The sequence below is a fragment of the Pseudomonas putida genome, from assembly GCF_002025705.1.
Lineage (GTDB): Bacteria > Pseudomonadota > Gammaproteobacteria > Pseudomonadales > Pseudomonadaceae > Aquipseudomonas > Aquipseudomonas putida_J.
The window spans coordinates 1,727,039-1,748,040 of the sequence record NZ_CP018846.1 but is presented as its reverse complement, the minus strand read 5'-3'; the positions used below and the strand labels follow the sequence as shown (position 1 = coordinate 1,748,040).

At 62.0% G+C, this 21,002-nt stretch carries 15 protein-coding genes; 2 read left to right on the top strand and 13 right to left on the bottom strand.

Features of this window, described 5'->3' with window-relative positions; genetic code table 11:
• Window positions 1-182 precede the first annotated feature (182 nt).
• The 13 genes from BUQ73_RS07965 to speB all read right to left on the bottom strand — a co-directional run bounded on the left by BUQ73_RS07965 (window position 183) and on the right by speB (window position 18,296).
• Window positions 183-1,745, bottom strand: a complete 1,563-nt coding sequence (locus tag BUQ73_RS07965) for a glycosyltransferase family 39 protein (protein WP_152031516.1) — start codon at window positions 1,743-1,745, stop codon at window positions 183-185.
• A gap of 258 nt (window positions 1,746-2,003) precedes the next feature.
• On the bottom strand, window positions 2,004-2,978 hold the full coding sequence (gene lipA, locus BUQ73_RS07960) for a lipoyl synthase (protein ID WP_079227342.1): 975 nt from the start codon (window positions 2,976-2,978) through the stop codon (window positions 2,004-2,006).
• Window positions 2,979-3,002: 24 nt separating this feature from the next.
• Complete coding sequence (gcvT, locus tag BUQ73_RS07955; RefSeq protein WP_079227341.1) at window positions 3,003-4,127, bottom strand: glycine cleavage system aminomethyltransferase GcvT; 1,125 nt, start codon at window positions 4,125-4,127, stop codon at window positions 3,003-3,005.
• A 21-nt stretch (window positions 4,128-4,148) separates the two neighbouring features.
• The gene (gene glyA, locus BUQ73_RS07950; RefSeq protein ID WP_079227340.1) at window positions 4,149-5,405 is read right to left on the bottom strand and encodes a serine hydroxymethyltransferase; all 1,257 of its coding nucleotides are present in this window, start codon (window positions 5,403-5,405) and stop codon (window positions 4,149-4,151) included.
• 46 nt (window positions 5,406-5,451) lie between these two features.
• Window positions 5,452-8,322 carry an aminomethyl-transferring glycine dehydrogenase gene (gene gcvP / locus BUQ73_RS07945; protein WP_079227339.1) on the bottom strand — a complete coding sequence of 957 codons (2,871 nt, stop codon included), beginning with the start codon at window positions 8,320-8,322 and terminating at the stop codon, window positions 5,452-5,454.
• 14 nt (window positions 8,323-8,336) lie between these two features.
• Window positions 8,337-8,714 (bottom strand): glycine cleavage system protein GcvH, encoded by a 378-nt coding sequence (gene gcvH, locus BUQ73_RS07940; RefSeq protein WP_079227338.1) that lies wholly within the window; start codon window positions 8,712-8,714, stop codon window positions 8,337-8,339.
• A gap of 259 nt (window positions 8,715-8,973) precedes the next feature.
• Entirely contained in the window at window positions 8,974-10,503 is a 1,530-nt protein-coding gene (locus tag BUQ73_RS07935; RefSeq protein ID WP_079227337.1) for a sigma-54-dependent transcriptional regulator, read from the bottom strand.
• An 81-nt stretch (window positions 10,504-10,584) separates the two neighbouring features.
• On the bottom strand, window positions 10,585-12,009 hold the full coding sequence (gene cycA / locus BUQ73_RS07930) for a D-serine/D-alanine/glycine transporter (protein WP_079227336.1): 1,425 nt from the start codon (window positions 12,007-12,009) through the stop codon (window positions 10,585-10,587).
• 359 nt (window positions 12,010-12,368) lie between these two features.
• Entirely contained in the window at window positions 12,369-14,054 is a 1,686-nt protein-coding gene (gene betA, locus BUQ73_RS07925) for a choline dehydrogenase (RefSeq protein ID WP_079227335.1), read from the bottom strand.
• Window positions 14,055-14,058: 4 nt separating this feature from the next.
• The gene (locus BUQ73_RS07920; protein WP_079227334.1) at window positions 14,059-15,528 is read right to left on the bottom strand and encodes a cytosine permease; all 1,470 of its coding nucleotides are present in this window, start codon (window positions 15,526-15,528) and stop codon (window positions 14,059-14,061) included.
• Entirely contained in the window at window positions 15,525-15,704 is a 180-nt protein-coding gene (locus tag BUQ73_RS07915; RefSeq protein WP_079227333.1) for a hypothetical protein, read from the bottom strand. The genes BUQ73_RS07920 and BUQ73_RS07915 overlap by 4 nt, the downstream gene beginning before the upstream one ends.
• A 96-nt stretch (window positions 15,705-15,800) precedes the next feature.
• Window positions 15,801-17,309 (bottom strand): aldehyde dehydrogenase family protein, encoded by a 1,509-nt coding sequence (locus BUQ73_RS07910; RefSeq protein ID WP_079227332.1) that lies wholly within the window; start codon window positions 17,307-17,309, stop codon window positions 15,801-15,803.
• A 15-nt stretch (window positions 17,310-17,324) separates the two neighbouring features.
• Window positions 17,325-18,296 carry an agmatinase gene (speB, locus tag BUQ73_RS07905; protein WP_027596333.1) on the bottom strand — a complete coding sequence of 324 codons (972 nt, stop codon included), beginning with the start codon at window positions 18,294-18,296 and terminating at the stop codon, window positions 17,325-17,327.
• Between the two features lie 299 nt (window positions 18,297-18,595).
• Here speB and BUQ73_RS07900 point away from each other — a divergent pair, with 299 nt between their 5' ends.
• Both BUQ73_RS07900 and BUQ73_RS07895 read left to right on the top strand, forming a co-directional pair.
• The gene (locus BUQ73_RS07900; RefSeq protein ID WP_079227331.1) at window positions 18,596-19,510 is read left to right on the top strand and encodes a LysR family transcriptional regulator; all 915 of its coding nucleotides are present in this window, start codon (window positions 18,596-18,598) and stop codon (window positions 19,508-19,510) included.
• An 817-nt stretch (window positions 19,511-20,327) separates the two neighbouring features.
• The gene (locus BUQ73_RS07895) at window positions 20,328-20,669 is read left to right on the top strand and encodes a helix-turn-helix domain-containing protein (RefSeq protein WP_079227330.1); all 342 of its coding nucleotides are present in this window, start codon (window positions 20,328-20,330) and stop codon (window positions 20,667-20,669) included.
• Window positions 20,670-21,002 lie beyond the last annotated feature (333 nt).

Below are 21,002 nucleotides of genomic sequence, written 5' to 3'. Positions count from 1 at the left end.
AGGTCGAACCTCTCGGGAGCGTCATTTTGCCCATAGTCAAAATGGATTCTGGTGATTTTTATAAGCATGTCAGTTAGTTACGATGGAATTGACCTTGGTCACCCCCACAAAATCAGCTATCTATCGCATCGAGCGCCTGGTTTGGTATGACTACGTGAACGCCCCCGCGCAACCCAAGACGTCTACTGTCCCCCCACCGTATAAAGGCGTACCTGGGTATCGCCAACTTTCAGCGTGCTGACCTTGTTCCAATTATTCGGAATGGACGCGAAATCATCGGGCGGTGCACTGTTGCTCACCAACCACACTCGGGTTTGGCCGACGGGTAGTTTTTCGAGGCTGTCGAGATAGATCTTGTCGGCATCATTGTTGACCAGTGTGCCAAACCCATAATTGCCTGGTCGCCCGGAAGCGCCATTGGCCTGGGGCGGTGTAAAGAGCAGCGGCACCGAGCCAGTCTTGTTGTAGTAGACATAGCCGAAATACCAGAAAAGGTCGCTGACCACGATACGGTCATTCGCCTGGTAGTTTTCATTGACGTAGTTGACCAACTTGTCGAACTGCTCATCATCCGTGTGGTAGTCGTTACGCAAGCCGACCAGTTCCACAGCCAGCACTGTCACCAGCATGGCGACGGCGGCGTAGCGATAATGATGCCGCATTCGATCAATCGCGACTGCCAGTATCATCGGCAGCCCCAAGGCGGAAAACATCAAGTAGCGCTCGACCAGCAGCGGCACTTTCCACGAGACAAGAAAGACCACGATCAACGGAAGAAACGTATAGATCGCCAGTAAAACGTGAAATCTGTGCGGGCTCCGATCACGCAGGCAGACAGTGCCTGTAACCAGCGCCAGCGCCAGTGGCAATGCGAGGTAGAGCGGCCACTTCAGCTCCTGGCCATCCGTCAGGGTCAAAAACAGCCAGATTGTCGATGGCAGTGAGTCCATGCTGATGGGCGGAATCCAGCCAATGTCGCCACCCGCCTTTAGTTGGTCAAGGTGCTGCAGCAGGTCTATCAGGCCGGGCATCCAGGGGGCATACAGAACCACGATAACGCTGTTGGCGACCCACCATGCCGGCAGCGTGATGAGGCGCTGTTTTTCGCGGCGCACAACAAGCAGGTAGGCCCAGTGCGAAAGTGCGCAAAGGCCAGTGAAATAGTGGGTATAAAAACTGGCTGTCATCAACAGCGCATAGATGACCAGGTAACGGTGGCGCCCAGGGTTTCTTACCCAATAGACAAGTGCGATGGTTGCGCCCAGCAGCCAAAGCCCCATCAGTGAGTACATGCGTACTTCCTGGCTATATCGCACGGCAATGGGCAGCAAAGCCAACAACACGCCGGCCACGACGGCCGCATAGCGTGTTGCAACCTGATAGACCAGCCAAATGCCCAGGGCTACCGTACCGATACCCGTCAATACGCTGAGAAACCTGATCGAAAAGAGGCTGTCCCCAAATGCGCCTATCCAGGCGTGTAGAAGCAGAAAGTAAAGCGGTGGATGTACATCATGGGCGCTGTGGGTCCAGATGAGCGAGGGTGAGTACTGGCTCATCAACAAGCTGGAGCCCTCGTCGCACCATATGGCAGACGCGGTCGAGCCATACAGCCGAGCCAGTGTGGCGAGCAACAGGATTGGCAGCGGCCAGAGCTTCCTGGCCCATACAGGGAATGTCTGGAATGGCTTCGCCGTGCCGGGAACGGGCGCTTTCCCACTGACGTTGAATTCGTGAAACTTCATGTGTCCTCCAGCCCAGTCCAGTCCCTGAATACGCATTCACGCGACCTAAGGCTAGCATCCACCGAAACTACTGCCTGCCGCCAATAACTCCTGCTGTCAAAGACTACCGCCTTGTCCGCTCACCCGAGCTTGAAGAAGTCGACCCGTTCACGTTGCGCACCACTGCCACACAAGACCACTCCCATACCGCCCCTGTGTACCCATTGAAACGTCGAGCACGAACGGTGTGAGAGTGGTCTTGCGCAGCAGCCCCGGGGATTAGCGGTTCGCCTGCAGCACTTGCTGGTCGGCATGATAGGACGAGCGCACCAGCGGCCCGGACGACACGTTCTTGAAGCCCATCGCCAAGGCTTGTTCGGCAAACCAGGCAAAGGTGTCCGGGTGCACGAAACGCTGCACCGGCAGGTGGCTGCGCGACGGTTGCAGGTACTGCCCCAGGGTCAACATGTCGACCTGGTGTTCGCGCATGCGTTGCATCACCTCGATCACTTCTTCGTCGGTTTCACCCAGGCCCAGCATCAACCCGGATTTGGTCGGCACGCCGGGTAGACGGCGTTTGAAATTCTCCAGCAGGTCCAGCGACCATTCAAAGTCCGAGCCCGGGCGTGCCGCCTTGTACAGGCGCGGCACGGTTTCCAGGTTGTGGTTGAACACGTCCGGCGGCTCCTGCTCGGTGATGGCCAATGCCACGTCCATGCGCCCCCGGTAGTCCGGCACCAGGGTTTCCAGTTTGATGCCTGGCGACAGCGTGCGGATCTCGCGCAGGCAATCGACGAAGTGCTGGGCACCACCGTCGCGCAGGTCGTCACGGTCCACCGAGGTGATCACCACGTACTTCAGGCGCAAGTCGGCTATGGCAATCGCCAGGTTTTTCGGCTCATCGACATCCAGCGGTTTCGGCCGTCCATGGCCGACATCGCAGAACGGGCATCGGCGGGTGCAGATGTCGCCCATGATCATGAAGGTCGCCGTGCCACCGGAGAAGCACTCGCTCAAGTTCGGGCACGAGGCTTCTTCGCAAACACTGTGCAGCTTGTGCTTGCGCAACAGCGCCTTGACCCGCGCGACCTCCGGTGAGGTAGCAATCCCTACGCGGATCCAGTCAGGTTTGCGCGGTACCTCCTCGGTGGGCAGGATCTTCACCGGGATGCGTGCCACCTTTTCGGCGCCGCGCAGTTTCACGCCGGCTTGCAGGGGTTGCGGGCGCGTGTCGGCAGGCAAGGTCTGGTTCATATTCATGCTCCGGCAATCAAGGCTTCAGCCACGGTAATAACGTTGTGCCACGAAGGGTGTACGCACCACCTGCATCGGCACCCGCTTGCCACGCACCAGGGCGAAGACTTCAGTGTCCAACGCCGCGTACGCACTGTGCACATACCCCATCGCCAACGGCCCGCCCAGGCTGGGGCCGTACCCCCCGCTGGTCACACGGCCGATTTCCTGTTCGTCAGCATCGACGATCAGCGCACCTTCGCGCACCGGGACACGCTCTTTGGGTATCAGGCCCACCCGCTTGCTGGCCACACCTTCGCGTTGCTGGGCGAAGATGCGTTCGGCCCCCGGAAAACCGCCGGCCCGCTCGCCCTCAGCACGCCGCACCTTGGAAATGGCCCAAGCCAGGCTGGCCTCGATCGGTGTGCTACGCACGTCCATGTCATGGCCGTACAGGCACAGCCCGGCCTCCAGCCGCAGCGAATCGCGGGCGCCCAGGCCGATGGCCTCGACCTCGGGCTCGGCCAGCAGCGTGCGGGCGAGCATTGCCGCCGCCTCGGCCGGGACCGATATCTCGAAGCCATCCTCGCCGGTGTAGCCCGAGCGGCTGACGTAGCAGTCGACACCCAGCAGCTTCACGCTGGCAAACTGCATGAAAGTCATGGCACCGACCTGGGACGCCAGGCGCCCCAGCACCTTGGCCGCCGCAGGCCCCTGCAGGGCCAGCAAGGCGCGGCTTTCGAACAGCGACTCGACCTCGCACTGCCCTTCCAGGTGCTGCCTGAGGTGCTGCAGGTCCTGGTCCTTGCAACCGGCGTTGACCACCAGAAACAGCTCGTCATCGCCCAGCTTGGCCACCATCAGGTCATCGAGGATGCCGCCGTCGTCGTTGGTGAACAGCGCATAACGCTGCATGCCCACCGGCAGGTCGAGGATGTCGACCGGCACCAGTGCTTCCAGCGCCTTGGCAGCGCCGATGCCGCGCAGACGAATCTGCCCCATGTGCGAAACGTCGAACAGGCCGGCCTGCTCACGGGTATGCAGGTGCTCCTTGAGCACCCCCAATGGGTATTGCACCGGCATGGCGTAACCGGCGAAAGGCACCATGCGCGCGCCGAGTTTCAGGTGCAGCTCATGCAGGGGGGTGTGTTTGAGTTGTGCTGTAGACATGAACGATTCCTTGTAGTCGACTCAGGCGCGATAGACCGGGTATGCCGCGCACAGCTTGGCCACCGACGCGGCCACCTGGGCCTCGACATCGGCATCACCCAGGTGGTCGAGGATGTCGCAGACCCAGCCAGCCAGAGCCACGCACTGGGCGACCTTGAAACCACGGGTGGTAACGGCCGGGGTGCCGATGCGCAGGCCCGAAGTGACGAACGGCGACTGCGGGTCGTTCGGTACGGCGTTCTTGTTGACGGTGATGTGCGCGCGGCCCAGGGCGGCGTCGGCATCTTTGCCGGTCAGGCCCTGGCGAATCAGGCTGACCAGGAACAGGTGGTTGTCGGTGCCGCCGGAGACCACGTCGTAGCCGCGGTCGACGAACACCTGGGCCATGGCCTGGGCGTTTTCGATGACTTGTTTCTGGTAGCTCTTGAACTCTGGCTCCAGCGCTTCTTTGAAGCACACTGCCTTGGCGGCGATCACGTGCATCAGCGGGCCGCCCTGGGCGCCCGGGAATACTGCGGCGTTCAGCTTCTTTTCGATCTCTTCGTTGGACTTGGCCAGGATCAGGCCGCCACGTGGACCGCGCAGGGTCTTGTGGGTGGTGGTGGTGACCACGTCGGCGAACGGGATCGGGTTCGGGTACAGGCCAGCGGCAACCAGGCCGGCGACGTGGGCCATGTCGACGAACAGCAGCGCACCGACCTTGTCGGCGATGGCGCGGAAACGCGGGAAGTCGAGGGTCTTGGAGTAGGCCGAGAAGCCGGCAACGATCATCTTCGGCTTGTGCTCGACCGCCAGGCGCTCGACTTCGTCGTAGTCGATCAGGCCAGTCCTGGTGTCGATGCCGTATTGCACTGCGTTGTACAGCTTGCCCGAGGACGACACCTTGGCACCGTGGGTCAGGTGGCCGCCGTGGGCCAGGCTCATGCCGAGGATGGTGTCACCGGCCTGCAGCAGGGCCAGATAGACCGCGCCGTTGGCCGAGGAACCGGAGTGTGGCTGGACGTTGGCGTAGTCGGCGCCGAACAGCTGCTTGGCGCGCTCGATGGCCAGTTGCTCAACCACATCGACGTGCTCGCAACCGCCGTAATAGCGCTTGCCCGGGTAGCCTTCGGCGTACTTGTTGGTCAGCTCGGTGCCCTGGGCCTGCATCACTTGCGGGCTGGTGTAGTTTTCCGAGGCGATCAGTTCGATGTGGTCTTCCTGGCGTTGCACCTCGCGGCAGATGGCCTCATGCAGCGCAGGGTCGAAGTCGGACAGGGTCAGGCTTTTATGGAACATGCAGGTGCTTCCTTATTGTTTGGGGGCAAGGTCCGGGCCTGGGCAATCAGGCGTCCTGGTAGACCGACATGGGTGGGCAGGCACAGGCCAGGTTGCGGTCACCGTAGACGTTGTCCACGCGCCCCACTGGCGGCCAGTACTTGTTCTCGCTCAGCGTTTGCAGCGGATACACAGCCAGCTCCCGGCCATAGCGATGGGGCCATTCACCCACCAGTTCATGGGCGGTATGCGGTGCGTTTTTCAGCGGGTTGTCGAGCTTGTCGAAGGTGCCGTTTTCCACGGAGCGGATTTCCTCGCGAATGCAGATCATTGCCTCGCAGAAGCGATCCAGTTCTTCCTTGGACTCGCTCTCGGTCGGTTCGACCATCAGCGTGCCGGCCACCGGGAAGGACATGGTCGGGGCGTGGAAGCCAAAATCGATCAGGCGCTTGGCCACGTCTTCGACGCTGATACCGCTGCTGTCCTTGAGCGGGCGCAGGTCGAGAATGCACTCATGGGCGACCAGGCCGTTTTCGCCGGTGTACAGCACCGGGTAGTGCTCCTCCAGGCGCCGGGCAATGTAGTTGGCACTCAGAATCGCCAGCTGCGAGGCGCGCTTGAGCCCTTCGCCGCCCATCATGCGGATGTACATCCAGGTGATCGGCAGGATGCTCGCACTGCCATAAGGTGCGGCGCAGACAGCGCCCTCTTTGTGCGCCATGTGCGCGTGGCCGGGCAGGAACGGCGCCAGGTGCGCCTTGACCCCGATCGGGCCGACCCCAGGCCCGCCACCGCCGTGCGGGATGCAGAATGTCTTGTGCAGGTTGAGGTGCGACACGTCACCGCCGAACTTGCCCGGGGCGCAAAGGCCAACCATGGCGTTCATGTTGGCGCCGTCCAGGTACACCTGGCCGCCGTGCTCATGGATGATGTCGCAGATGCGGGTGATGCCCTCTTCGAACACCCCATGGGTAGATGGGTAGGTGATCATCAGCGCGGCCAGTTGCGCCCGGTGCTGCTCGGCCTTGGCCTGCAGGTCGGCCACATCGACGTTGCCGCGCTCGTCGCAATTGACCACCACCACACGCAGGCCGGCCATCTGCGCCGTTGCAGGGTTGGTGCCGTGGGCCGAAGACGGGATCAGGCAGACATCGCGGCCCGCTTCGCCACGGCTGGCGTGGTAGGCGCGGATAGCCAGCAGGCCGGCGTATTCACCTTGCGAGCCGGCATTGGGCTGCAGTGACATCGCGTCATAGCCGGTGGCCTCGCAGAGCATGGCCTGCAACTCGTCCGTCAGTTGCCGATAGCCAAGCGACTGCTCGGCCGGGGCAAATGGGTGCAGGTTGCCGAACTCGGGCCAGGTGATCGGGATCATCTCGCTGGCGGCGTTGAGCTTCATGGTGCACGAGCCCAGCGCGATCATGGTGCGGTCCAGCGCCAGGTCCTTGTCGGCCAGGCTGCGCAGGTAGCGCATCAGTGCAGTTTCTGAATGGTAGCGGTTGAATACCGGGTGCTGCAGGAAAGGGGTTTTGCGCAACAGTTGCAGCGGCAGGTAATCGCCACAGCCTTCAGCCAGGGCGACGAAATCCGGAAGCGCCTGGCCCGGGGCAGCGAATACCTGCCACAAGGCCTCGACACTGGCCTGCTCGCAGGTTTCATCCAGCGACAGGCCAACGCGCTGGGCATCGATCGGGCGCAGGTTCAGGCGCGCCCCTTGGGCGGCAGCCAGCACATCGGCCGCAGGCCTGGCGGTGACCACGCTGACGGTATCGAAGAAGTGCGCCTGCTCCACCCGGTGCCCGAGCTGCACCAACCCTTGCACCAGCACCGCCGTCAGCCGGTGCACACGCTGAGCGATCTGCGCCAGGCCTTGGGGGCCGTGGTAGACCGCGTACATGCTGGCGATATTGGCCAGCAGCACCTGCGCGGTGCAGATGTTGCTGGTCGCTTTCTCGCGGCGGATGTGTTGCTCGCGGGTCTGCATGGCCAGGCGCAGCGCCGGCTTGCCAAAGCGGTCGATGGAGACACCGACCAGGCGGCCGGGCATGTCACGCCTGAACGCATCGCGCGTGGCAAAGTACGCCGCGTGCGGGCCGCCGAAGCCCAGCGGCACGCCAAAGCGCTGGGCGCTGCCCAGTACCACGTCGGCATCGAACTCGCCAGGCGAGGTCAGCAAGGTCAGCGCCAGCAAGTCTGCGGACACCGCCACCAGTGCGCCGACGGCATGGGCGCGTTGCACCAGGGCGCGGTGGTCGGCGATGGCGCCCGTGCTGGCCGGGTACTGCAGCAGCAGGCCGAAGCAGGCCTGCAGGTCCTGGTCTTGCAGCGCCGCTTCATCACCGATGACGACCTCTATACCCAGCGGCTGGGCACGGGTGCGCAGCACGTCGAGGGTTTGCGGGTGGCAATGGCGGGAGGCGAAAAAGGCCGGTGCCTTGCTCTTCGCCAGGCGCTTGCAGAAGGTCATGGCTTCAGCCGCGGCGGTGGCCTCGTCGAGCAAGGAGGCGTTGGCGATCTGCATGCCGGTAAGGTCACAGACCAAGGTCTGGAAATTGAGCAGCGCTTCCAGGCGGCCTTGGGAAATCTCTGGCTGATAGGGCGTGTAGGCGGTGTACCAGGCCGGGTTTTCCAGCAGGTTGCGCAGGATCGGCGTCGGCATGTGGCACGGGTAGTAGCCTTGGCCGATGTGGTTGCGAAACAGCTGGTTCTTCGCGGCGATGGCCTTGAGCGCAGCCAGGGCCTCGGCCTCGCCCTGCCCTTTGCTCAGTTCAAGCACGCTGGTGCCTTTGATGCTGTCGGGGATGACGCAGTCGACCAGGGTTTGCAGGGAGTCATGGCCGGTCAGCGCCAGCATCGCCTCGATATCGTGTTCGCGCGGGCCGATGTGGCGGGCGATGAACTCGTTATCCGTGGTCAATGGAACAGATGAGTTGTGCATGTCGATACCCTGGCTCAGGCGTTGTCGGCCAGGAAGCGGTCGTAGCCGTCCTGGTCCATCAAGGTGTCGAGGTCGGCGAGGTTGGCCACCTGGATACGGAAGAACCAGCCGTCCTGCATGGGCGAGGCATTGACCAGCTCCGGGTCATCGGCCAGCGCCTGGTTGACCGCCACCACGGTACCGTTCAGTGGCATGCTGATATTGCTGGCGGCCTTCACCGACTCCAGCACCGCGACTTCATAGCCCTCGCCGTACTCGCCTGGCTCCGGCAGTTGCACGAACACCACATCACCCAGCGCCTCCTGGGCATAGGTGGTGATGCCGACGGTCAATTCGCCAGTCGCTTCCAGACGCAGCCATTCGTGTTCGGGGGTAAAACGCAGCATGCTCATGGATCTTCCTCTCTTGTTATCAGGTGGGTCCCGGTACAGGACTGAAAACTACAAGAGCAAGGGCAGTGCCAACTTAATAAAACACTTATATTTCAACTAGTTACGTTAATTATCAGTTTGATTTCAAGCATCACGGGCGGAACGATAAAGCTCCAGTTCGTCGCACCAGCAGGCCTGCGCAACGGGGAGTGCCAGTGAACGCGGGGCCTCGCCGAACTGGAGTGGAATCACTCCAGTGGAGCGTATTGGCACCAGGGTGTCAGGCACGGGTGGCGATGCCGTATTTACGCAGGCGCTGGCCGATGGCGGTGTGCGAGGTCTGCAGCCGTGCGGCCAGTTGCCGGGTCGAGGGATAGGTCGCATAGAGCTTTTCCAGCAGGGATTTTTCAAAGCCCTGCACGGCCGCTTCCAGGCTGGTGATTTCGTGTGCGTCAGGCTGCTGACTGCTCAAGGCGGTACCGGCCAGCTCAAGGTCGTCGCAGTCGATCACCTCGCCTTCGCTGATGGCCGCGGCGCGGAAAATCACGTTCTGCAACTGGCGCACGTTACCTGCCCAGCGGTTGTTCAGCAGCAACGGATGGGTAGCCAGCGCCAGGCGGCAGGGCGAGCGCTGTATCTGCGCGCAGGCTTGGCGCAGGAAGTGCTCGGCCAGCAGCACAATGTCTTTGCCGCGCTCGCGCAAGGGCGGCACCTTGAGGTTGAGCACGTTGAGGCGGTAGTAGAGGTCTTCGCGGAAGCTGCCTTCGACCACCATGCTTTCAAGGTTGCGGTGGGTGGCGCAGACCACCCGCACGTTCACCCGCACCTCACCGCCACCGCCAACGCGGCGGAAGCTGCCGTCATTGAGAAACCGCAAAAGCTTGGCCTGCAGGTAAGGCGACATCTCCCCCACTTCATCAAGAAACACGATGCCGCCATCGCCCAGCTCCAGCAGGCCGGGCTTGCCGCCGCGCTGGGCGCCGGTGAAGGCACCGGCGGCGTAACCGAACAATTCGCTTTCGGCCAGGCTCTCGGGCAAGGCGGCGCAGTTGAGGGCCAGGAACGACGCATCGCGCCGGGTACTGAGGGCGTGGCAGGCGCGGGCGACCAGCTCCTTGCCGGTGCCCGTCTCGCCCTGGATCAGCAAAGGCGCCTCAAGGCCTGCCACCTTGTGCAGGCGCACCTTGAGTTCCTTGAGTGCTATGGAATCCCCCAGCAGCCCCCCTAGCCCTTCGCTGTGGTCGTGCAGCAACGACGCCAGGCGTTCGCCGATCCGGCTTGGCGGATACAGGGTGAGCAAGCCGCCCACCAGGGCATCGGCGCCGCCGCTGATAGGCGTGGCTTCCAGCAACAATGCCTGGCCCTGGAAGCCCACCTCGCACATGGGCAGGCGAAAGCCTTTGTCGATCAGGGTCTGGGCCAGGTCGGCCTCGGCAAACAGCCGCGACAACGGCTCACCGGCCGGCTCGCGGCCAATGAGGTTGACCAGAGTGGGGTTGGCCAGCAACACATGGCCGCCGGGGTCGACCGCCAGCACCGGGTCACTCATCGACGCCAGCAGTGCCTCCAGTTGCAGGCGCCGGCGGTGGCCGGGCAGGAAGTCGACCAGATCGACAGCCTGCACCCCGATCACGCGCAACAGCGCACCGTAGAGTTCGTCCAGCACGACCTGTGACAGTGCCGGGGCGTCGATGTAGACGTTGGGCGGGATCATTTCTACCGCGTCCAGGTTGAGGTTGCGCGCCCCAAGCAGTGCCAGGATTTCCTGGGTGATACCGACACGGTCGATGAAGGTGACGTGGATTCTCATCGTGATTCCCTGGTTGGCGAAACGACAACAGGGGCCAGCACACCCGGCGCTGCCCCCTTGGTCAGAACGTGATAGCGGCGGTTACTCCGCTTCAAGCGACAGCGCGGCGTGCTCCTGTTTTTTCTGGCGAATGGAGCGGTAGGACAGGCCCAGTACGGCAAACCACACGGGCACGGCGTACAACGCCATGCGGGTGTCCGCTTCCAGGGCAAGCAAGCTGAGGATGAAGGCGAAGAACGCCAGGCAGACCCAGCACATGACCGTGCCGCCCGGCATCTTGTATTTCGACGCACGGTGCAGGTGATCACGCTGTTTGCGGTACGCCAGGTACGACAGCAGGATGATCGACCAGACAAACATGAACAGCAGCGCCGACACCGTGGTAATCAGGGTGAACGCGTCGAGCATGTTCGGCATCAGGTAGATCACCAGGGCGCCAGCGGTCAGGCACACACAGGAGAAGATCAGCCCGTTGGAGGGCACCGCACGCCGCGACAACGCACTGAACCTGCCCGGTGCATCCCCCTCCACCGCCAGGCCATAAAGCATGCGGCTGGTCGAGAACACGCCGCTGTTGGCCGAAGACGCCGCAGAGGTCAGTACCACGAAGTTGATGATCCCCGCAGCGGCAGGCAGCCCGGCAAGCACGAACAGTTCGACGAAGGGGCTCTTGTTGGCCACCACTTCTCGCCAAGGGGTCACGGCCATGATGGCAATCAGCGCCAGCACGTAGAAGACGATGATGCGCAGCGGGATGGAGTTGATGGCCCGTGGCAGGTTGCGTTCGGGGTTCTTGGTTTCCGCCGCAGTGGTGCCGACCAGCTCGATGCCGACAAAGGCGAATACCGCAATCTGGAAACCGGCGAAAAAGCCCATGGCGCCGTGGGGGAACATCCCGTCGTCGTTCCACAGGTTGGCCAGCGAGGCAACGTTGCCAGTGGGCGACTGATAGGCCGCCGCCACCATGTACCCCCCGGTGCAGACCAAGGCGCAAATGGCCACGATCTTGATCATGGCGAACCAGAATTCCAGTTCACCGAACATCTTCACCGTCATCAGGTTAAGCGACAGCAACAGGCCGACGCAGGCCAGTGCGGGTAACCACAAGGGAATATCCGGGAACCAGAACTGTGAATAGGCGGAAATGGCGATAACGTCGGCAATACCGGTGACGATCCAGCAGAACCAGTAGGTCCACCCGGTAAAGAACCCCGCCCACGGGCCTAACAGGTCCGCTGAGAAATCGATGAATGACTTGTACTGCAAGTTGGACAACAACAGTTCGCCCATTGCCCGCATGACGAAAAACAGCATGAAGCCGATGATCATGTAGACGAAGATGATCGAAGGCCCAGCCAGGCTGATGGTCTTGCCAGAGCCCATGAACAGGCCCGTGCCAATTGCGCCGCCGATGGCGATCAACTGGATATGGCGGTTTGACAGATTGCGCTTGAGTTCGTGGGTGTCACCCTCAGGCGGGCAGTGACCCTGCGGCAGGTTATTCATTGTTATTTACCTTGCTAGTTTAATTGTTTTTATAACGTCACAAGTTCAACTTTCTGACCGGATATGCCGTTGAACAGCGGGCCGGCTGCAAGGGAAAGAGCAAGGTCTGTGCCAAAGGCTATAGGCCTTTAAATACACGGCTCTACGCGGGTATCAACTTTAATTGCTGTAATGAAGCCACTCCAGGGGGTGGGGATAATGATGCGGTATACGACGCCGAAGCGTCGTATACCCTGCCCTGCCCTGCGCTGTATCGATATCACTACATTGGAGCGCTATCGGTCCAACCGGGGCGGCTTCAGCACGCCTCTTGGGCCAGCGCTATTTCTGTGGGACCGCGTAGTCTCACCCACGCCTGATCACGCCCCAACCTCACGCCGTGGCGCGCGGCTTCGCTGTGCGTCTTCCCACCCATCCACCAATCCGACCGGCACATTGACCGGCGCCAGCGGCTCACGCCCGCGCACCAGGTCGGCAGCACGTTCGGCCAGCATGATGGTCGGCGCATTGAGGTTGCCATTTGGCTCGCTCGGGAACACCGACGAATCGATCACCCGCAGCCCCTGCAGGCCGCGCACTCGCAGCGTGGAGTCGACCACTGCCATGTCGTCCTCACCCATGCGGCAAGACCCGCACGGGTGCATGGTGCTTTCCATGTTGGCACGCACGAAGGCATCGATCTGCTCATCGGTCTGTACCTGCGGCCCAGGCGCCAGTTCCACGCCACGGAAGCGGTCCATGGCCGGTTGGGCGATGATCTCGCGGGTCAGGCGCACACAGCGGCGGAAGCCCTCGCGGTCCTCCTCGCTTTGCAGGTAGTTGAAGCGGATTTCCGGGTGCTCATAAGGGTCGGCCGACAGGGCCCGCACATACCCGCGGCTCTTGGGCTTGTTCGGCCCGGTCAGCACCATGAAACCATGGCCCTTGAACGGCTTGTCACCGTCGTAGCGCATGGCCGCCGGCAAAAAGTGGAACTGGATGTCCGGCCAGCGCAGCCCCTTGGACGAACGGATGAAACCTCCCGCCTCGAAGTGGTTGCTGGCGCCCAGGCCATCCTTGAACAGCAGCCAGCGCAGACCGATCATGGCCTTGCCCAGCAGGCTCATCTTGCCGTTGAGGGTCACAGGTTCCTTGCAGGCGTACTGGATGTAGATTTCCGAGTGGTCCTGCAGGTTCTCGCCCACACCCGGCAGGTCGTGCAGCACCTTGATGCCAGCCTTTTTCAGCACCGCCTCGGGGCCGATACCCGAGCGCTGCAACAGGTGCGGCGAACCGATCGGGCCGGACGACACCAGCACCTCGCGGTTGCAATGGACCGTGTGGGTCTGGCCGCCCTCGTCGTATTCCACGCCCACTGCGCGCTTGCCGTCGAGCAGGATGCGCCGGGTCATGGCGTGGGTCACCACGGTCAGGTTCGGCCGCTTCATGGCCGGGCGCAGGTAGGCATTGGCGGTGGACCAGCGCACCCCGTCCTTCACAGTCATGTGCATGGCGCCGAATCCTTCCTGCATGTAGCCATTGCAGTCAGCGGTCTTGATGTAGCCCGCCTCGGCGCCGGCTTCTACCCAGGCACCGTACAGCGGGTTCTGCATGTTGTTGCCGTTGTTGGTGGCCAGCGGCCCTGCGCCACCGCGGTAGTCATCGCCACCAAACTTGAAGTTCTCGGCGCGCTTGAAGTACGGCAGGCAGTTGCGATAGCTCCAGTTCTTCGCGCCCAGGCTTTCCCACTCATCGAAGTCGCAGGCATGGCCACGGATATACACCAGCCCGTTGATCGAGGACGAACCACCCAGCACTTTACCCCTCGGGCAGTGCAGGCGCCGGCCGTCCAGGTGGGCTTCGGCGGCGGTTTCGTAGCGCCAGTTGTACTTCTTGGTATTCATCGGCAAGGAGAACGCACTGGGCATCTGGATGAGCACGCTGCGGTCACTGCCGCCGAACTCCAGCACCAGCACCGAGATGCCGGCATCTTCGGTCAGGCGGTTGGCCAGCACGCAGCCAGCAGAGCCCGCGCCAATGATGATGTAGTCGTATCGTTTTTTCATTGTTCTAGTCCTGTACGCGAAGGCCTGCGGCCTCGATGTTGCGTTCATTGCCCTTTGGGTAGCCGCCCCAGCCCAGGCGTGTGGCCAGCAGCCGGGTCAGGCCGTAATGCACCAGCCCGGCCAGCAGGCAGGACGGCAGCGAGGCGGTGGCGAAGGTGAAGAAGTCGGTATGGGCCAGGGTCTGCGGGTTGAACACCAGCACGTAGATGGCAAACCCAGCCACCAGCGCCAGCAACGCGATGGGGTTGAAGCCTTTGCAGAAGCGCAACGGCGAGCCGCTTTGCTCGGCATACAGATGGCGCAGGTTCAGGCGTTGCTTGCGCAGGAAGAAGTAGTCGGCGATGCCGATACCGGCCAGTGCACTGTTCAGTGCCGACGTCCACACCAGGAAGATGAAGAAGCCGTCGTAGATACCCGGGAGGAACACCACGATCACCACCGGGATGATGCAGAACAGTCCGATCAGTATTCCCCAGCCCACATTGCGCAACCGCTCCCCGGCCAACTGACGCAGGCCGATGACCGCCGTGTAGAGGATGTTGACCATGCCCGTCAGGTTGGCCAGCGCCAGGAAACTCAGGGCGATGACGCCAAACGCCATGCCACCGGCCAGCCGCATCCAGGCGGTGGGGTCGCTACTGCCCAGTGTGGTGGCAGCGAACAGGCTGACCGACTCACCCAGCGAAGCGGCGCCGAAGATGCCCACCAGATTGGGCCAGAACGCCGTACGCTGATTACTGCACAGGCGCGACAGGTTGCCAATGTAGGGCCACCAGGAAAAGCCCGCGGCGATGTTGATTTCTACCGCAACCATGAAGTTGACGTGAGGGTTTTCGAACGGAGGCTGCAAGGGCGGCATGGCCAGCAGTTCGCCGAAGCTGTAACGGCGGGAGATGAAGTACATCAGCGCCAGCATGATCAGGATCAGGCTGGGCGCGATCACCGCGCTCAGGCGGCGGATCATGTCCGGCCCGCGCATGGCCACCAGCGCCGCCAGCACGATGGCCAGCAAAGCCCCTGCAGTCACCAGCCAGTCGTTGCTGTCGGGCTGGCTGTGCTGTACCAGGGTTTCCAGGTTGTCCAGCGCCCGCCCGCACATCAGCCCCAGCACCGCCAGCCAACCCATGGTCAGGATCACCACCGAAAGGATGTAGACCAGCCGGCTGCCATTGAGGCCGAACATGCTGCGCAGGAAGGTGAACTGCTCGACACCGTACTTGCCGCACGGCAGGCAAGTGGACGATGCCGCGAGTACCACGCCGATGATATTGCCGATGATAATCGCCGCAATCCCTTGCAACGGCCCGACGAACAGCGCGGTGGCCCCACCGATCAGGAATACCCAGGTAGCCACCGCCAACGCCGAGTTGGCGTAGGCATAACCCCAGAAACCCCAGACCCGCTCGCCCGGCAACAAGGGCGTATCGCCGCGCTCGGCGGCCAGACGAAACTCCTGCTCTCTGGACCGGCTCATGGCTGGCCCCCCAGGCAATACGCCCCTGCCACCATGACCAGGGTCAGCACGGCAAGGGCGACAACATCCGCCGCGCTCAACGCGCCGGGCCAGTGCGCCCTGCCCTCCAGTTCTTCATAGGCACGCAGGCGCCTTTCCAGGTCTTGTGCACGCTCGGTATCCACTTGGCTGTTCATTGGCATCACCTCGACGGGTTCTTGTTCTTGAAATTCGATGCGTTCATGTGGCCCGCGTCGCTCGCCAAACCAGGCGACGCAGGCCAGCCCTGTACCTCAGGGCAAGGTGATCCAGACCGCCTTGGTCTCCAGCAGAAACTCCAGTTGTTCAGCACCCATGTCCTTGCCATAGCCCGACTGTTTGTAGCCACCAAACGGCATGGACGGGTCCAGTGTGCTGTGGGCATTGACGTAGACGGTGCCGGCGCGCAGGCGCGGGATCAGCCCATGGACCTTGCCCAGGTCGTTGGAGTAGATCGCCGCCGCCAGACCGTATTCCGAATCGTTGGCCAGCGACAGGGCCTGCTCTTGAGAGTCGAAGGGCATGGTCACCAGCACCGGGCCGAAGATCTCCTCGCGGACGATGCGCATGTCGTTGTTGCAGTGGGCGAAGATGGTTGGCTGCACGAAGAAGCCCGGGCCTTGCACCGGCTCGCCACCGTAGTACACCTGCGCGCCTTCGTCCTTGCCCAGGGCAATGTATTCCAGCACCCGCTGCTGTTGCTGGCGCGACACCATCGGGCTGATGAAGCAGTCAGGGTCCAGGCCTGGGGCGATCTTCAGCGTGGCGGTGTACCGGGCCAGCGCCTCGAGGAAGGCCGGGTAGACGCTGCGCTCGACATAGGCGCGGGTACCGGCATCACATACCTGCCCCGAGTTGAAGAACACGCCGTTGGCGACTGCCTCGGCCGCCGCGTCGATGTCGGCATCGGCAAACACGATCACCGGCGACTTGCCGCCAAGTTCCAGGGTCAGGCGCTTCATCTGGTCCATCGCCGCCTTGCCCACCGAGCAACCCACCGGGGTAGAGCCGGTAAAGCTCAGCTTGTCGATGCCCGGGTGGCTGGACATCGCCGTGCCAACCACGCTGCCTCGCCCGGTGACGATGTTCAGCACGCCATCCGGGATGCCCGCCGCCTGCACCAGCTCGGCAAAGCGCAGCGCCGACAGAGACGTCAACTCCGCTGGTTTGACCACGACCGTGCAGCCGGTCGCCAGCGCCGCGCCGAGCTTCCAGGCCATGGTTTGCAGCGGGAAGTTCCAGGGCACGATGGCACCGACCACGCCGACCGCTTCTTTGCGGGTATAAGCCAGGTAGTTGCCCGGCAATGAAGGCTCGACGGTGCGCCCATGAATCTTGCTGGCCCAGCCGGCGAAATAACGTAGCGTATCGACGGTGCCCTGGATATCCACGGCCCGGGCCTGGGCGACCGACTTGCCCATGTCGATCGACTCGATCTGCGCCAGCTCGTCGCCATTGGCCTCGACCAGGTCAGCCAGGCGATGAATCAGGCGCTCGCGCTCCAGGGGCTTGAGCTGGCTCCACGGGCCGCCATCGAATTGCGCACGGGCAGCGCGCACCGCACGGTCCAGGTCGTCCTGGGTGCCCATCGGGATGCGCGTCAGCACGCCCTCGGTGGACGGTTCGATGACCTCGGCGCTGGCACCGTCACTGGCCTCAAGCCAGGCACCGCCAATGAACATGCGCTGGGGCTTGGAGAGAAAACGCTGGGTGGCCTCGGAAACACCGAAGGCCTGCAGGTAGGCTTTTACCTTGTTGTCCACGGTACAGTCTCCGGTTCAGCGAGCGTTGGCACGCGCGTGGAAGATGAAGCCGATGCTGTTCATCAGCAATTGCGCGGCGAGGATCGAGGTCACGCCTGCCGGGTCGTAAGCCGGGGCCACTTCCACCAGGTCCATGCCGACGATCCGCCCCTGGCTGCGCCGGGCCAGCGCCTGGATGATCTCCAGCACTTCGTAGTAGAAGAACCCGCCATGGCTCGGGGTACCGGTGCCCGGTGCGATGGACGGGTCGAAGCCGTCGATGTCGATGGTGATGTAGTAGTCACGGCCTTCGGGGATCTTCGCCAGCACGCCCTCGCAGCCCAGGCGACGCACGTCGCGTACCGAGAGAATCTGCGAACCGGCTTCGCGGGCGGCATCGTAGTCGTCGCGGTTGGAGGACGACACGTTGCGGATGCCCATCTGGGTCATGCCGACGATGTGGTCCAGCTCCGAGGCGCGGCGCAGGGGGCTGCCGTGGCCGTAGCGCACGCCATGGCGCTCGTCGACGAAATCCAGGTGGGCATCGAAGTGCACGATGTGGATCGGCCCTCGCCCCTCGAATGCCTTGATGACCGGCGCGTGGATCGAATGGTCGCCGCCCAGCACGATCGGCATGGCACCCGCCGCGAGGATTTGGCGCACCGCCGACTCGATGTTGGCATTGCTGGTGGCCATGTCGGTGTGCACGATATCGGCATCGCCGACATCGACCATGCGCAACTGGTCGTCGGTCAGGTAGGTGGCATCATCTTCGAAGTCGTAAGCGCCCGCATGGCCGAACGAGAACAGGGTCGATGCCTCGCGGATACCGCGCGGTCCGAAACGTGCGCCAGACCGCCATTGGGTCCCCATGTCGTTGGGCGCGCCGAGGATCGCCACATCGGCGTCGATGGCATTCCAGTCGGTGCAGATAGGTGACTTGGCGAAGGTGCAATGCCCTACGAAGGGCAGGTTCAGGCGGCCGGATTCATAACCGTGCTTTGCCATGTTCGGGTTTCTCCACTTATTGTTCTGGTCAGGAGACGGGGCGACTGCTCGACCGCCGTTGCAGCCACTATGGCGGCAGGCCAACGCGGGAAAAATGCGCAAGTGCAGATGCATACATCGGTCAGCCCGAAGTATCCGCCCCCCTGCCAGCAGCCCAGCAAAATGCCAGGCGTGCACCGGCAGGCATTTCCAGGTGCCAGGCATTGCAGTGATCACAGGGCCGTGGTTAGCTTGAAAAAAAACAATGGCCGGACGCTCATATCAGCCAGCGCGATGTGACGCACCGCCAGGAGGCCCCAGTGATCCAGCTCCACGACGTCGATCTGAAGCTCCTCAGGGTATTCACCACCATCGTCAGGTGCGGTGGCTTTTCCGCCGCGCAGGCCGCCCTCAACGCCGGCCAGTCGACCATCAGCGAACAGATGACCCACCTGGAAACCCGCCTTGGGGTCAAGCTGTGCCAGCGCGGGCGCAGTGGCTTTCGCCTGACCGAACAGGGTGTGGCCATCCACGAAGCGACCTTGCGCCTGCTCAGCGCCGTGGAAAGTTTTTGCCTGGATGCCGACGTGCTCAAGCAGCACATCAGCGGCAAGCTCAACCTGGGCATCATCGACTCCACCCTGACCGACAATGCCTCGCCTCTGCCGCGCACCACCCAGCGCTTTGTTTCACGCGGGCACGATGCCCACCTGCACATCTACATCGGCGCCCCGGCGGAGCTGGAAGAGCGTGTACTGGACAGCCGGCTGCACCTGGCCATCGGTCATTTTCCGCTGCGCGTGCCGGGGCTTTCGTACTTGCCGCTGTACGACGAAGCCCTGGGGCTCTACTGCGGCCGACGCCATCCGTTGTACGCCAGCAAGGCGGCGAACGGCCGGCTGCTTGAAGAGGTCCGCCAGTGCCATATCGTGGTGCGCGGCTACATGCAGCAATACGACCTGGAGCAACTGGGCATCACCAAGGCCGCCGCGACCGTGGAGAACATCGAGGCGGCCGCGATCCTGATCATTTCCGGTGCTTATATCGGGTTTCTGCCGGTGCATTTTGCCGAGCAGTGGGTCAAGACCGGCGAAATGCGCCGGCTGGGTGCGAATACCCTGGACCTCACCTCGCCCTTCGACGTGATCACCCGGCGCGGCGTGACACCGCCGCCGATTTTGCGGGCGTTTCTTGAAGACCTGAACACCTGTATGCACCAGGCTGGGGGGATTTGAGGGCGCGGGGTTGGGGGCGAACGAACCAGCTGGAGAACTCTTGTGGCTATCCGGACTGCAAGGCAGGTAGGTACTTACTGCCGAAACCAACCATTCCCAAAGGTGTTCCCATGGGCAGATTTTCTAAGCCCCAAAAACGCAAAAAGCCCTGAATAATCAGGGCTTTGAATATGGCGGAAGCGTAGAGATTCGAACTCAACAAAACGGAGTCGGCCGGGCTGGAGGCCTTGATTTCCGTGGGGTGCAGAGCGCGTTTGCGAGTGGTTTTGTTCCCAGAGTGTTCCCAGAGTGGATGTGTACGTCACCTCGCCAGGACCTCCCTAGTAGGGGAAACGCCGTTTCAGGTTGACCCATCGAAAAATGGTAATTTTGGTAATCGGGTCTTGAAAAAGCTCTAGAGGCCACGTAGATAAAGGGCTACAGCGATTTTGAAAAAGGTAATTTTTTGGTAATTGAAAGGTAATTGGATTACCTCAAGGCAGGGTTGGAAGCCAAAAATATCAAACCCTTTAAAATCAGCTACTTAAGAAAAAATTACCTTTACCCTTACCCCTGATTACCTTTCGAGGTAATCGCTCAAAGCCATGTGCCGCAAGGCCTACAGCACTACTCGATACCCCTCCTGACCGAAATTACCTTTTTTGGTGGAGGCCTTGAAAATTGGGAAATTCTCGAAGGCGCAACGTGCCATCAGCCACCTCTATAGCCACACAAAAATGTACACAAAATAGCGTTCATATCGATTTCCGAGATACTTGAATCAGTTTCGTGACGCGTGTAACCTGACGGCTCAACACCATAGACTGAGCGCACACAGATGCTACCCAACCCTAAAAGCTCGAACTTTAGACACGCACTGAAAAACGCACGCAAGGAGGCAGGGCTCAATCACAAGGAGCTCGCTGAGAAAGCAGGCATCTCTCACGTCATGCCCGGCCGTTACGAACGAGGTGAGTCGCGTCCGACAATGAGCACCTGGCAGGAGCTTAATAAGGTTCTGTTTGATGACGAGGATTTCGAGGAAGAAGACGATGGCACCGAAGAAGGTGTAACCAAAAAATCCGTCATGGCTCTAACGCTCACCGAGGCCACGATTGAGGACATCCTGGATGAACTGAGCAGCCGCGGCTTTTCCAACGTAAGTCTCGAGTGGAGTTAACCATTCACATGGCAGCGCCCTGCGATCAGCACTGCTCGCAGGGTTTTGCAGAATTGCGCCCCTCCCTCATCCGGCAATGCAGCCCAATGACTGCGCTCTTCTGACAGAGCTGCAGGCATGCGGAATATCCAACACATTTAGCCCGCAGGCGTGGCGGGGGGACGAGGGCGCGCGCCAGGTGTGGGATTGGGCAGCCGGGAGGTCGATTGCCATCCTTCGCACGATTCGGGATAGTTCGTAATAGGCTGGACTGCGGCGCTGAGCCCTGGACCGCAAAGTTGACTAGTAGGTATTTTGTGCTTTCAACGCAGAAAACCGCAAAGTCCAAAAAAG

Excerpts from the sequence above, each read along its gene's own strand:
- BUQ73_RS07965 (WP_152031516.1), bottom strand. The coding sequence starts at position 1,745 with ATGAAGTTTCACGAATTCAACGTCAGTGGGAAAGCGCCCGTTCCCGGC.
- lipA (WP_079227342.1), bottom strand. The coding sequence starts at position 2,978 with ATGAACCAGACCTTGCCTGCCGACACGCGCCCGCAACCCCTGCAAGCC.
- gcvT (WP_079227341.1), bottom strand. The coding sequence starts at position 4,127 with ATGTCTACAGCACAACTCAAACACACCCCCCTGCATGAGCTGCACCTG.
- glyA (WP_079227340.1), bottom strand. The coding sequence starts at position 5,405 with ATGTTCCATAAAAGCCTGACCCTGTCCGACTTCGACCCTGCGCTGCAT.
- gcvP (WP_079227339.1), bottom strand. The coding sequence starts at position 8,322 with ATGCACAACTCATCTGTTCCATTGACCACGGATAACGAGTTCATCGCC.
- gcvH (WP_079227338.1), bottom strand. The coding sequence starts at position 8,714 with ATGAGCATGCTGCGTTTTACCCCCGAACACGAATGGCTGCGTCTGGAA.
- BUQ73_RS07935 (WP_079227337.1), bottom strand. The coding sequence starts at position 10,503 with ATGAGAATCCACGTCACCTTCATCGACCGTGTCGGTATCACCCAGGAA.
- cycA (WP_079227336.1), bottom strand. The coding sequence starts at position 12,009 with ATGAATAACCTGCCGCAGGGTCACTGCCCGCCTGAGGGTGACACCCAC.
- betA (WP_079227335.1), bottom strand. The coding sequence starts at position 14,054 with ATGAAAAAACGATACGACTACATCATCATTGGCGCGGGCTCTGCTGGC.
- BUQ73_RS07920 (WP_079227334.1), bottom strand. The coding sequence starts at position 15,528 with ATGAGCCGGTCCAGAGAGCAGGAGTTTCGTCTGGCCGCCGAGCGCGGC.
- BUQ73_RS07915 (WP_079227333.1), bottom strand. The coding sequence starts at position 15,704 with ATGAACAGCCAAGTGGATACCGAGCGTGCACAAGACCTGGAAAGGCGC.
- speB (WP_027596333.1), bottom strand. The coding sequence starts at position 18,296 with ATGGCAAAGCACGGTTATGAATCCGGCCGCCTGAACCTGCCCTTCGTA.
- BUQ73_RS07895 (WP_079227330.1), top strand. The coding sequence starts at position 20,328 with ATGCTACCCAACCCTAAAAGCTCGAACTTTAGACACGCACTGAAAAAC.